The organism is Mycolicibacterium neworleansense (assembly GCF_001245615.1).
Taxonomy (GTDB): domain Bacteria; phylum Actinomycetota; class Actinomycetes; order Mycobacteriales; family Mycobacteriaceae; genus Mycobacterium; species Mycobacterium neworleansense.
Map to the genome: position 1 here is coordinate 948,755 of NZ_CWKH01000003.1, position 12,658 is coordinate 961,412.

Genomic DNA, 12,658 nt, shown 5'->3' on the forward strand with positions numbered 1-12,658 from the left:
GCAGATCTCTCACAGCATCCATAGAATCCCAGTCAACAACAACAATCGAATAACTAGAGAAAGCGTGACGATGGCGACCTTCCCGATCTCGATGCGACGACTCATTTTTGCCGGCGGTTTTGTGGTCGCCGCGGCCACTGCCCCGGCGATCGCAGCCTTCGCCGTACCCATGTCCTCCGGCCCGGCGGTGGCCTGCCCGACGGGCGAAGAAGAAGACCTCTACTCCGGCGCGTGTGTCCCGCACACCGTGCCGAACTCCCCCAGCCCGTTCAGCGGCACCGCGGCCAACCCTGATCTGCCCTCGGTGAACCTGCCCGGCGGCGGTGGCTCCATCCCGTGCACCGGCGCCAACTCGGGCGAGTGCATCGGCCTGGCCGAGGAGCAACAGGCCCAGGGACCGCAGCCGGTTCCCGAGTCGACCGTCGGCAGCAGCCCGACCGTGCACGGATCCATCGGCTGACGACGTGTGGCGACCGGGACCGTCCCGGTCGCATACAGTTGTGTCATGCCTGCGAAAACTGACCCCGCCGAGATCGACGACGTCGAACCGCTCGCCGACAGCACCGCCAGCCAGGCCCGCCGCGTCGTCGCGACCTACGCAGCCGACGCCGACGAGTGCCGCATGTTCCTGTCCATGCTCGGCATTGGACCCTCGAAAACCGAGGCTTAAGTGAGTCCGGAGGGCGGCCCCGCGGCCGCCTCCGGTAACTCCGACTTCGTCGTGGTGGCCAATCGGCTGCCCATCGACATGGAGCGGTTGCCGGACGGCAGCACCACGTGGAAACGCAGCCCGGGCGGCCTGGTAACCGCGCTGGAGCCGCTGCTGCGCAAACGCCGTGGCGCGTGGATCGGCTGGGCCGGCATTCCCGACAGCGGCGAAGAGCCCATCGTCGAAGACGGCCTGCAGCTCTACCCCGTGGAGCTGTCCGCACAGGACGTCGCGGACTATTACGAGGGGTTCTCCAACGCCACCCTGTGGCCGCTGTACCACGACCTCATCGTCAAACCCGTCTACCACCGCAAGTGGTGGGACAGCTATGTCGACGTGAACCGGCGTTTCGCCGAAGCCACGGCTCGCGCCGCCGCGCCCGGCGCGACGGTCTGGATCCAGGACTATCAGCTGCAGCTGGTCCCCAAGATGCTGCGCATGCTGCGTCCCGATGTCACCATCGGCTTCTTCCTGCACATCCCGTTCCCACCGGTCGAACTGTTCATGCAGATGCCGTGGCGCAGCGAGATCGTCGAAGGCCTGCTCGGAGCCGATCTGGTCGGGTTCCACCTGGCCGGCGGTGCACAGAACTTCCTCGTCCTGGCCCGCCGCCTGGTCGGAGCCAACACCACCCGCGCCTCGATCGGCGTCCGCTCCCGCTTCGGCGAGGTCTCCTACGGCTTCCGCACCATCAAGGTCGGCGCCTTTCCCATCTCGATCGACTCGGCCGACCTGGACGCCAAGGCCCGGAACCGGACGGTGCGCCAACGCGCCCGGCAGATCCGCGCCGAGCTGGGCAACCCGCGCAAGATCCTGCTCGGCGTCGACCGACTTGATTACACCAAGGGCATCGACGTGCGGCTTCACGCGTTTTCCGAACTGCTCGAAGAACGTCGGGTCAAACGCGACGACACCGTGTTGGTTCAGCTGGCCACTCCCAGCCGTGAACGCGTCGAGAGCTACAAGGCGATGCGCGAGGACATCGAGCGTCAGGTCGGGCACATCAACGGCGAGTACGGCGAGGTCGGCCATCCGGTGGTGCACTACCTGCACCGGCCGGTGCCGCGCGACGAGCTCATCGCATTCTTCGTGGCGGCCGACGTCATGCTGGTCACTCCATTACGCGACGGCATGAACCTGGTGGCCAAGGAGTACGTGGCCTGCCGCAGTGACCTCGGTGGGGCGTTGGTGCTGTCTGAGTTCACCGGTGCGGCGGCCGAGCTGCGTCAGGCCTACCTGACCAATCCGCACCACCTCGAGGGCGTCAAGGACGCGATCGAAGCGGCGCTGGAACAGAGCCCGGAAGAGGGCAAGCGGCGGATGCGTGCGCTGCGCCGGCAGGTGCTGGCGCACGATGTCGACCGCTGGGCGCGGGCCTTCCTCGACGCGCTCGCTGAGTCGAAATCGAGCTGAGCGCGGGCTAGATCGGGCTGATCGCGTTGATCAGCCAGTCCCCGCCGATCTTGCGGTAGTCGACGCGAAGCCGGCTGCCGTCGTACAACGGCTGACGGGTCTGGTCGGTCACCGTGCGGTTCATGTACACCAGCACCGATCCCGATTCGCGCTCGGCGGTCATCACGCCGACGCCGACGATGCTGATCTGCACCACCAGCTGACGCTTACGTGCCTCGGGGATCACCTTGGCGGTGGCATCCTGCTGGAACTTCTCCCGGAAGTCAGGGGCGAGCAGCGGATAGGTCTCGGTCAAGCTGCGCTCGACGGTCTGGTAGTCGTAGCCGAACACCCTCGGGATCTGGTCGGCCGCCACGGCGGGCAGCGCGGCTCGGGTGGCCTCCTGGCCACGTTGCATCACGCGGTTCCAGTACAGCGAGCCACCGAGTCCTGCCGCCGCGACGAACGCCACGGCCAACAGGCCGATCAGCGAGGCAGTGAGTTTAGAGCGCATCAGTTTCCACCGTCGGGGTACTTGAGGTCGTATCCGGTCATGTGCCCGTTGTCGTCCTCGTGCACGATCACCCGCAACCGGTACGGACGGGTCGGTGAATTGACGCCGTCCATGTCGGCGACCGTGACCCGCACGGCCACCAGAACCGAGGCGTTACCGGCGATCTCGTCCACCTTCTCCAGCGCAGCACCGTTCACCACGGCTTCCGAGCTGGCGTTGGTGTCGCGGAACAGAGCCTTGAGGTTGTCGGCGTTGTTCCCCTGGCTCATCATGTCGCGCAGCGGGCCGCTGGTGCCGTCGATGAAGCGGTTCACGCTCTCATCCACGGTGTCCTGGGTGTAGCTGAACATGTTGATGACCGTCTGCTTGCCGGTGTCGACGAAGCGCTCGTTGCGCGCCTGGATGTCGTCGACGCCGCGTTGCTGATCCCACATGAGGTAGCCGAGGGCTCCCAGTCCCGCGGTCGTCAGGCCCAGCACCACAGCGGCAACCAGCCCCACGAGGCGAGCGTTGGGACGACGCCGCGGTGGCGGCTTCAGCGGCGTCAGCTTCGGCGCCCTGGGCGCCGTGCCGGTCGGTGAATCGACCACCACGGTGGTTGTGGTCGCCTCGCCCGCGGGCGCCGCCCCGGTCGGGCCGGCCGCCCTGGACGCGCGCCTACGCACCGGCCTCGGGTTCGAGGCCGTTTCTTCAGTCATCAAGCCTGCCTTGGATCCAGCATCAGATCTACCCAGGTCTCCGCGGGTGCCAGGTTGTCGGCTCCGGCCGCGTACACGCCGGTGCCTCCATCGGCGTCAGCGAAGACCCCACTGTGCTGATCGTAGGTGCCGATCCCGGGAGCGCTGGCCAGAGGTGGTGCCTCGGCCGGCAAAGGTGCATCCGGGGCGGCTTCCGGCGCGGGCCCCGGAGCCGGGGCTTCCGCTCCCGGAGGCGTCCGGCCGTACGGCGGCACGGTGCGGCGCCGGGCCCGGACCCGGCTCGACCCCCGGCGGCAACTGCACCACCGGCGGACCTGGATCCGGATCGACCTGTGGCGGGATCATCGGGAACTTGTTGGGCGGCAGGATGTTGCGCCCGTCCTCGATCGGGGTTCCGTACGGAACCGGCGGACCGCGCCACGGGTTGGTGCCCACCGGGATGTAGCCGTTGGGGTCGCGGCACAGCTGGATCGTGGGTGCCCGCTTGCCCGGGAACTCCTGGCACGGGTAGTTGCGCGCGCCACGCACCACGGCCGGGTCGTTCTGCGCCGTCTTGCAGTACATGTCGGTCGGCAGGTCACGCAAGGTCAGATCGGCCGGGGACCGGGTCTGTGTGGGCGGGAGGAATCCCGTCAGGCACGGCGGCGCATCGCCCAGGTCGACCTTGAAGTCGAGCTTGCCGCCCTCGTCCACCGGGACACCACCGGCCACGGTGTTCAGCGCCGCCATCAGGGCCGGGAAGATCACCAGCGCCTGCTCGAGCGACTTGCTGTAGATCACGCCGATCCGGCCGAAGTTGGCCAGGTTGGCCGCCAGCACCGGGAAGGTCGGGCGGATACCGCTGAACGCGGTGTTGGCCGCCTCGGTGGCGCCGGGAACCGTCTTGAGGGTGGTGCGCAGCTGCGGGTCGGCCTTGTTCACCTCACCGGTGAACCGGGCCAGCCCGTCGGCCAGCGACCGGATGCTGTCGCCGCTGCGCATCTGCGCTTCCAGGAACGGCCCGGCCTGGTCGATCAGCTGGGTCGTCTCGCCGGAACTGGCATTGGCCTCATCGATCAGCAGGCGCGACGATTCGATGAGCCGCGCCAGTTCGGGCCCGGATCCGTTGAACGCCTTGAATGTCTCGCGCAGCAGATCCTGCAGCCGGCTGTTCTCGATGCTGCTGACCAACGTGTCGGCCTCGTGCAGCATGCCGGCGATGTCTTGGCCGACCCGGGTGTTCTGCTGATCGATCGTCGCGCCGTTACGCAGCTTGTCGGTCGAAGGTGACTCCGGCGGAATCAGGTCGATGTACTGCTCACCGACCGCCGAAACGCTCTTGACCGTGGCGGTGACGTTGTCCGGGATCGCCGTGCTGCTGTTCAGCTGCATCCTGGCGACCACGCCGTCGGGGGCCAGGCCCACCCGGTCCACCCGGCCGACGGTGACGCCGCGGTAGGTGACATTGGCGTTCTCGTAGATCCCGCCGCCGGTGACGAAGTTGGCGTTGACGTGATAGGTGCCGATACCCACGGCAGCAGGCAGATGCAGATAGAACAGCGAAATCGCACCGACGGTGAGAACGGTGACGACCCCGAAGATCATCAGCTGCATACGGGTAAGCCGGTCGATCATCTACGGCTTCTCCTCGTGCTGGGTGGCAGTTCCGGCGGGGATCTTGAACGGATCGGCGGCCTGCCCGGACAGGTTGGCCATCTGACCGGTCAGCCAGTCCGGCGGATTGATCACCTCGTCGAGGTGCTTCATGTTCGGGTCGAACCCGCCCGTGGTGAAGATCGACTCACCGAACCGGCGCAGGGTCAGGTCGAAGGTGACGAACACGTTCAGGTAGTCACCGCGAACCGCGTTGCGCAGGTACCGGTAGTGGAACGGGAAGGTCGGCAGGAACTCGAGGTCCTTGATGAAGTCGTCGGCGTTGTCGTTGAACGCCTTGATCACCGGATACAGGTCCTTGATGTCGGCCGCGAAATCGTCCTTGGTCGCAGACAGGATCCGCGAACCCACCTCGGCGAAACCGCGCAGGGCGGTGAACGCCTCGACGATGCTGGACCGGTTCTCGTTGAGCACCTTGAGCGCCCCGGGCAGGGTGTCGAGCGTGCGGCCCAGGTTGTCCTTGCTCCGGGCCAGGATCGACGCGAAACGGTTCAGCCCGTCGGCCGCGGCGATGATGTCGTTGGTCTGCTGGTCCAGCGACGAGGTCAGCTCGGCCAGGCGCGGGATCAGCTCGGCGAAGCTGCCGGCCCGGCCGGCCACCGCGGCGTAGGCCTCATCGGTGATGTCTTGCAGCGCACCGAGATTGCCCTTGTTCACCACCATGCCCAGCGAGGACAGCACTTCTTCGGTGGTCGGGTAACGGCCGGTCTGCGCCAGCGCGATGTTGGAGCCCTCGCGCAACTGCCCCTCTGCCGGTTCGTCGACCGGCTCGGACAGCTGGACGTGCTGAGAACCCAGCAGCGAGGTCTGGGCAACGCGCGCAACGGCATTCGCCGGCAGCTTCACGTCACCGTCGAGCGACAGCTGCACGGCCGCGTAGAAGGTTCCGTCGGGGCGCTGCACGGCGTCGAGACCGGACACGCTGCCCACCGTGACGTCGTCGACCATCACCGGCGAGTTCTGCGGCAGGGTCGCCACGTCGGGCAACTCCACGGTGACGTTGTAGGACCCCTTCCCGTGCCCGGCGGTGCCGGGCATGTTGAGGGAGTTGAGTCCGCCGAACTGGCAACCGGCCAGCAGCATCGCGCCGCTGCCGATCGCCAGCGTGCGACCGCCGAACCGGGATGCCTTACCCCTCAATGCTTTACCCCTCATCATCCGCCGGCACCAGCCTCAGCAGGAGCGGGTGCGGGTCCGGGCGCGGGTCCCGGCGCGGGACCGACTCCTGTTCCCGGTGCCGGCGCTGGCGCATCCGGCGGCAGGATCAGCGAACTCAGCGTCGCGTCGTGCGGGATCTGCGGCGGCGTCACGCCCGGGGCGTTCTGCCACTGCAGGTACGGGACCGGGGTCTCCGACTTGGCCTCGGTGGCCGGGGTGTCGTAGATAATCTGTCCCTTGTAGGCGGTGATGCTGTTGACCGGGTGGAACAACACCGGCGGGTAGTTCATCGTGATGCGCCGCAGCACGGGTCCCATCCGCTGCCGGCAGATCTCGGCGCGCTTGTAGTTGTCCGGGTTGGCGCCGATGTCGAAGGTGCCACCACAGATGAACTGCGTCGGGTTGGCGAAGTTGGGCAGTGACAGCAGACCACCGACGGTGCCCTGGGCCGGGTTGTAGATGTTGTAGAAGTTAGCCAGGCCGTTCGGGGTGACGTGCAGGATCTGCTCGATGTCGTCACTGTGATCGGTCATGATCTGGGTGAAGTCGGCGAGCTTGCCCACCTGGGCGATCAGCGCATCGTTGTTCTCGTTCAGGAAGCCCCGCACGTCGCCCAGTGCCTGGTTCAGCGTGGCCAGGGTCTGGTCGAGACCGCTGGAGCTGTCGGCCAGCACCTGCGACACCGAGGCCACGTGATTGGTGAACTGCACGATCTGTTCGTTGCTGTTGGACAGCGCGTTGACGAGGACCTGCAGGTTCTTGACCGTGCCGAACAGGTCAGTGCGGGAATCGCCCAACCTACCCGCGGTCTGGGACAACTCACGCAGTGCGTTGCGGAACGAGTCTCCGTTGCCGTCGAACGTCGCGGCTGCCTGGTCGACGAACTGCGCGATCGGCCCCTGGACCGAGTTGGCCTGCGGCCCCAGCTGCGAACTGAGCTGGGTCAGTTGCTCTTTGACCTCGTCCCACTCGACGGGGACACCGGTGCGATCCATCCCGATCGACGCGCCATCGGCCATCACGTCGCCTTCGGTGTAGGCCGGGGTCAGCTGAATGAACCTGGCCGACACCAGGTTCGGCGACAGGATCAGCGCCTTGGCATCGGCGGGCACCTTGATGCCGCGATCCAGCGTCATCTCGATCTTGACGTCGGAGGGCCGCGGCTCGATCGAGTCGATCGTGCCCACCGGCACACCGACGATCCGCACCTGGTCGCCGGGGTACAACCCGACGGCGTTGGTGAAGTACGCCGTGATCTTGGGACCGGTCCGCGACGGCCACACCTGGTATACGCCCACCGCCAGCGTCGCCAGCAGTAGCGCAGCAAGCCCGATACGTATCCAGCGGCTCCGGCTGGACACCGAATTATCTTGTGTCATGGCGATTTCGGCCTAATGATCGTGCGTTCGGAGATGTATCCACGCAGCATGTCGGCGAGGCTGTCGGGCAGCTTCCCCGGCTGGAAGTAGGTGTCGAGCAGAACCTCGGACATCGACGCGGGCGGCAGGCCGTACAGGTTGATGTTGAAGCCTGGACCGTTGCCGACCACCTCGGCGAGGGTGGTCGCATACGGCGGCAGCCGCCGCAGCGCCTCGCCGATGTGTTCCTTGCGCTCCAGCAGGTTGTCCATGACCAGGTTGAGCTTCTCGAGTGCCGGCTTGAACTCCTTGCGGTTGTCCGCGACGAATCCCGAGAGTTGCCGGGACACATCGTCGATGCCGGCGATCAGGTTGCTCAGCGCCTGACGGCGCTCGTCGAGCGCGGCGAACAGCTGGTTGCCATCGGTGACCAGCTGGTTGACCTGCCCGGCCCGCGCGGCCAGCAGATCCGACACCCGCTTGGCGTGCGTCAGCAAGCCCTCGAGGGCCTCATCGCGCTTGTTGATGCTGCGCGACAGGTTGGCCACGCCGTCGAGTGCGCCCCGCAACTGCGGCGTGGCATCGCGCAGCGTGTCGGTGAGCGTCTGGAGGGCCTGTTCGAACTTCGGCTTGTCCAGGTTGCTGACGTTCTGCCCGAGATCCTGCAGGGCGGTGTTGAGCGTGTACGGAGTCGTGGTGCGCCCCAACGGGATCACGGTCGACGTTCCGCTGCCCTTCGGGGTCACCGAGAGCGACTTCTGCCCGAGCACGGTTTCGGTCTTGATCGCCACCAGCGACTGATCGCCGATCTTGATGTTGCGATCCACCGTGAAGCGCACCTTGGCGGTGTCACCGGCCAGCTCCACACCGGTGACCTTGCCGACAGCGATGCCGGAGACGTTGACGTCATTGCCCGGGTCGATACCGCCGGCGTCGCTGAAGTACGCCTCGTACTTCTTGCCCTGAGGGAAGAACGGAAGCCCGGTGTAGCCGAAGGACACCAGCACCACACATGCCACCAGGGCGATCCCGAAGATCCCGGTGCGTAGTGCTGTGTCGCCGTCGCGCTTAGCCATTTTCCGAACACCTCCCCTTCGACGGGTCCGGCGGTCCGCCGAACGGAATCAGAATGTCGCTGCCGGCCGGTCCGTTGACCTTCATCCGGATCGAGCAGTAGTAGATGTTGAAGAACGAGCCATAGGCACCGAGCGCGTTGAGCCGCAGGTAGTTCTCCGCGAGCGGCTCGATGACCTTGTTGACGTCGGCCTTGCGCTCGTCGAGGCGCTGCGCCAGCGGGCGCGCGTTCTCGATGACGGCCTGCAGCGGACGACGCGACTTGTCCAGCATGTCGGTCAGATCGTTCTCCGCCGAGGCCAGCGGTGCGATCGCCCCGGCGATCGGGTCGCGCCCCTCGGCCAGGCCGGTGATCAGCTTCTGCAGTTCGTCGACGCTGGAGTCGAACTGCGCGCCCTTCTCGTCGACCGTGCCCAGCACGGTGTTGAGGTTGGTGATCACGTCACCGATCAACTGATCGCGGGCGGCCAGGTTCTGGGTGAACGCGCTGGTACTGGTCAGCATGTTGGCCAGCGCGCCGCCCTGGCCCTGCAGCAGCTCGATGACCGCGTTGGAGATCTCGTTGACCTTGTTGCCGTCAAGGCCTTTCATCACCGGGCGCAACCCGCCCAGCAGGGCGTCGAGGTCCAGGGCCGGCTGGGTGTTCTGCTGGGTGATGGTTCCGCCGGGCGGGAGCTTGCGCAGCTCGCCGGGGCCCGACGTGATCTCCAGATACCGGTCGCCGACGAGGTTCTCGTAGCGCACCTTGGCCTGGCTCGACGTGTAGAGCTGGTAGCGCTTGTTGACGTCGAACTCCACGTCGACGGTGTTGTCCGGGTTGAGCTTGACCGCGTTGACGGTGCCGACCGGGACGCCCGCGATGCGGACGTCCTGCCCGGCCTTCAACCGTGAAGCCTGGCTGAACGTGGCGTGATAGCCGTTCTCGGAGGCGAACCGGAATTCGCCGAACACCACGACCAGCATCGCTGCCACCAACAACATGGCGATCGTGAAGATGCTGACCTTGAGCATGGTCCGGTCAGGACGCGCACTGGACACCATCAGAAGCGATCCCTCTCCGCGAACGCACCGTTGAACAAGAACTGCAGCGTCGCCGGTGCGTCGAACTGCACCTCGGTGTTCGGCTGGAACGGCACATAGGCGTTGTCGGTCACCAGGAACGGCGAGTGGTACCAGCTACCGCCGAACTGCTTGGACGGCACGTCCGGCAGGCCTCGGCAGTTGGGGCCGCCCGAAGCGTTCACGATCGGCAGGCTCTCCGGGTAGGTGTACGCCGGGGCTCCCGGCAGGAAGTTCGACGACACGAACAGGCCGGGCCGGATACCACCGATGATCGGCGCGAACCGGTCCACACCGACCGATACACCTTTCAACACGCAGCCGAACTCGGGTGAGTAGTCACTGGCCACCTTCAGCGGTGCCCGCAGCCGCTGGATGGCGGCGATGTAGTCATCCGCGGCGGGCTGCAGGGTCGCGGTGCCGTTGTTGGCCAGGCCCGTCGCTGCCAACAGCGTGGCGTTGAGGTTGGTCTTCTCGTCGACGATCGTCTTGTTCAGCGCGGGAACGTTGTCGACCACACGGGCGAGGTCTGGTCCGGCGTCACCGTAGATGTTGGCGACCACGGCGGCCTTCGCGAAGTCGTCGCGCAGGGTCGGCAACTTCGGATTGATCTGTGCCAGATAGTTGTTGAGTCCGGACATGGCCGCACCCAGGTCGTCGCCGTGACCACGCAGGCCCTCGCCGAGGGCGGTCAGGGTGGCGTTCAGGCTGACCGGGTCGATCTTGTTGAGGACATCGGACAGCGTCTGGAAGAGGGTGTTGACCTCGAGCTGAACGTCCTTGGCAGCCACCGTGCTACCCGGCCGCAACGACGTCGGCTGCGGCTCGGCAGGTGCCAGGAACTCCACCGACTTCGCACCGAAGATCGTGTTGCCCGCGATCCGCACAGTGGCGTTGGAGGGGATGTAGCGCATCTCGCCGCGCTTGATCGACAGCGTCAGCTTCGCCTCGTTGCCGGCGTAGGCGATGTCGGTGACCTTGCCGATCTGGATGCCCCGGTACTTCACCTTGGCGTCGCGCTCCATCACCAGGCCGGCCCGCGGCGCGGTCAGGCTGACGGTGTCGGTGGGGGTGAAGGCAGCTGTGTAGGACAGGTAGGTGAACACCACCGCGGCGGCCACGATCGCCGCCAGGATCGCGGCGGCGATCCTGACGTGGCGGCGGTGCTTGGACGTTGCCTCTGACATAGGAATTCCTGCCACCTACCCGGAAAGGTTGAAGTTGCCGGACGCGCCGTAGACGGCCAGAGAGATGAACAGGGTGATGGTGACGACGACGATGAGCGAGGTGCGCACGGCCTGGCCGACCGCGATGCCCACGCCGACCGGCCCCCCGGATGCGTTGTAGCCGTAGTACGTGTGCACGAGCATCACCGCGATCGCCATGACGATCGCCTGAAGGAACGACCAGAGCAGGTCGCTGGGTATCAGGAACGTATTGAAGTAGTGGTCGTACAGGCCTGCCGACTGGCCGTTGATGAACACCGTGGTGAACCGCGCGGCGAAGAATGCGGCCAGCACCGAAAGGGAGTACAGCGGCACGATCGCGATGAGGCCGGCCAGCAGCCGGGTGGAAACCAGGTAGGACACCGCGTGGACGGCCATCGCTTCGACGGCGTCGATCTCCTCGGCCACCCGCATCGCGCCGAGCTGGGCGGTGGCACCCGCGCCGATTGTGGCGGCCAGGGCGATCCCGGCGATCACCGGCGCCACGATGCGCACGTTGAGGAACGCCGAGAGGAAGCCGGTCAGTGCCTCGATGCCGATGTTGCCCAGCGATGAGTAACCCTGCACGGCGATGACACCGCCGGAGGCCAGGGTCAGGAAGGCCGCGACGCCGACGGTGCCGCCGATCATCACCAGGGCGCCCGCGCCCATGGTCATCTCGGCCACCAGGCGGATGGTCTCCTTGCGGTAGCGGTTGATCGCGTTGGGCAGGTACCGCATGGTCTCGCCGTAGAACAGCGCCTGCTCACCGACGTTGTCGACGGTCTTGGGCACGCCGCGGAACAGGCGGCGGAAGCGGAGAGTGGCGTCGTAGCTCATCGCACAAGCACCCGGACCCCGATGGCCGTCATGATCACGTTGATCACGAACAGGCAGATGAAGGCGTAGACCACCGTCTCGTTCACTGCGTTACCGACACCCTTCGGGCCTCCTTTTACGGTCAACCCGCGGTAGCACCCCACCAGGCCGGCCACCACGCCGAACAGCAGCGCCTTGATCTCGGCCAGCACCAGCTCGCCGAGTCCGGTCAGCACCGTCAGGCCGTTGATGAAGGACCCCGGGTTGACGCCCTGTAGGAACACGGAGAAGACGTAGCCGCCGGCGAGGCCGATCGCGCAGACCAGGCCGTTGAGCAGCAGGGCCACGAACGTCGAGGCCAGCACGCGCGGCACGACCAGTCGTTGGATCGGATCGATGCCCAGCACGCGCATGGCGTCGATCTCTTCGCGGATTGTGCGGGCACCCAGGTCGGCGCAGATGGCGGTGGCACCCGCGCCGGCCACGACCAGCACGGTCACCACCGGGCCGAGCTGGGTGATGGTGCCGAACGCGGTGCCCGCGCCGGAAAGGTCGGCGGCACCGATCTCACGAAGGAGGATGTTGAGGGTAAACGCGACCAGGACCGTGAAGGGGATGGCGACCAGCAGGGTCGGTACCAGAGAGACCCGCGCGATCATCCATGTCTGATCCAGGAACTCTTTGAACTGGAACGGTCGACGGAACATCTTGGCGAAGGTGTCCAAGGACATCTCGACAAAGCCGCCCACGGCCCGGGCCGGAACCGCAAGCTGTTCGATCAACCTGGGCTCCGTTCTCGGGGTACTCGGGTGGGGGAAGTTCCGCGGAAGCTCGCTTTAGCGAAAGTTTGACGGCCACGATTCGTGGCCGCTCTCCCACCCCTTGGTCTTACGGTGCTCTTAGTGAGCCGGATCATACTAACTAGAACATGTTCGCAGTGTCAAAGAATTCAAAATCCTCATGTCGGGCGCCGTTTTCGCAGCTCAGGGCGTACCGACTCAACCTCAATTTAGAACACG

The 12,658-nt window shown here is 66.2% G+C and carries 12 protein-coding genes and 1 pseudogene; 3 read left to right on the plus strand and 10 right to left on the minus strand.

Going from position 1 to position 12,658, the window contains the following annotated elements:
- Positions 1-70: 70 nt before the first annotated feature.
- The 3 genes from BN2156_RS29295 to BN2156_RS29305 are packed head-to-tail and all read left to right on the plus strand — an operon-like array spanning position 71 to position 2,122.
- A complete protein-coding gene (locus tag BN2156_RS29295) occupies positions 71-460 on the plus strand; it encodes an intersectin-EH binding protein Ibp1 (RefSeq protein WP_090518349.1) in 390 nt (129 codons plus the stop codon).
- Between the two features lie 45 nt (positions 461-505).
- On the plus strand, positions 506-670 hold the full coding sequence (locus tag BN2156_RS30965; RefSeq protein ID WP_090518644.1) for a hypothetical protein: 165 nt from the start codon (positions 506-508) through the stop codon (positions 668-670).
- Positions 671-2,122, plus strand: a complete 1,452-nt coding sequence (locus BN2156_RS29305) for an alpha,alpha-trehalose-phosphate synthase (UDP-forming) (RefSeq protein ID WP_090518350.1) — start codon at positions 671-673, stop codon at positions 2,120-2,122.
- Positions 2,123-2,129: 7 nt separating this feature from the next.
- Here the strand turns inward: BN2156_RS29305 and BN2156_RS29310 are convergent, their stop codons facing one another.
- From BN2156_RS29310 to BN2156_RS29355, 10 genes and pseudogenes are all read right to left on the minus strand, one after another.
- Complete coding sequence (locus BN2156_RS29310; protein ID WP_090518351.1) at positions 2,130-2,615, minus strand: mammalian cell entry protein; 486 nt, start codon at positions 2,613-2,615, stop codon at positions 2,130-2,132.
- On the minus strand, positions 2,615-3,313 hold the full coding sequence (locus BN2156_RS29315; protein WP_090518352.1) for an Rv1363c family protein: 699 nt from the start codon (positions 3,311-3,313) through the stop codon (positions 2,615-2,617). Before BN2156_RS29315 ends, BN2156_RS29310 begins: the two co-directional genes overlap by 1 nt.
- Positions 3,313-4,927: pseudogene (locus BN2156_RS29320) on the minus strand (MCE family protein). Before BN2156_RS29320 ends, BN2156_RS29315 begins: the two are co-directional and overlap by 1 nt.
- Positions 4,928-6,124 (minus strand): MCE family protein, encoded by a 1,197-nt coding sequence (locus BN2156_RS29325; protein ID WP_276020985.1) that lies wholly within the window; start codon positions 6,122-6,124, stop codon positions 4,928-4,930.
- Entirely contained in the window at positions 6,121-7,503 is a 1,383-nt protein-coding gene (locus BN2156_RS29330) for an MCE family protein (protein ID WP_090518354.1), read from the minus strand. Before BN2156_RS29330 ends, BN2156_RS29325 begins: the two co-directional genes overlap by 4 nt.
- Positions 7,500-8,558 carry a virulence factor Mce family protein gene (locus tag BN2156_RS29335; RefSeq protein WP_090518355.1) on the minus strand — a complete coding sequence of 353 codons (1,059 nt, stop codon included), beginning with the start codon at positions 8,556-8,558 and terminating at the stop codon, positions 7,500-7,502. Before BN2156_RS29335 ends, BN2156_RS29330 begins: the two co-directional genes overlap by 4 nt.
- Entirely contained in the window at positions 8,551-9,597 is a 1,047-nt protein-coding gene (locus BN2156_RS29340; protein WP_090518356.1) for an MCE family protein, read from the minus strand. Before BN2156_RS29340 ends, BN2156_RS29335 begins: the two co-directional genes overlap by 8 nt.
- Positions 9,597-10,802, minus strand: a complete 1,206-nt coding sequence (locus tag BN2156_RS29345; RefSeq protein WP_090518357.1) for an MCE family protein — start codon at positions 10,800-10,802, stop codon at positions 9,597-9,599. The genes BN2156_RS29340 and BN2156_RS29345 overlap by 1 nt, the downstream gene beginning before the upstream one ends.
- A gap of 15 nt (positions 10,803-10,817) precedes the next feature.
- On the minus strand, positions 10,818-11,660 hold the full coding sequence (locus BN2156_RS29350; protein WP_090518358.1) for an ABC transporter permease: 843 nt from the start codon (positions 11,658-11,660) through the stop codon (positions 10,818-10,820).
- Positions 11,657-12,421, minus strand: a complete 765-nt coding sequence (locus BN2156_RS29355) for an MlaE family ABC transporter permease (RefSeq protein WP_003879810.1) — start codon at positions 12,419-12,421, stop codon at positions 11,657-11,659. Before BN2156_RS29355 ends, BN2156_RS29350 begins: the two co-directional genes overlap by 4 nt.
- Between the last annotated feature and the right edge of the window lie 237 nt (positions 12,422-12,658).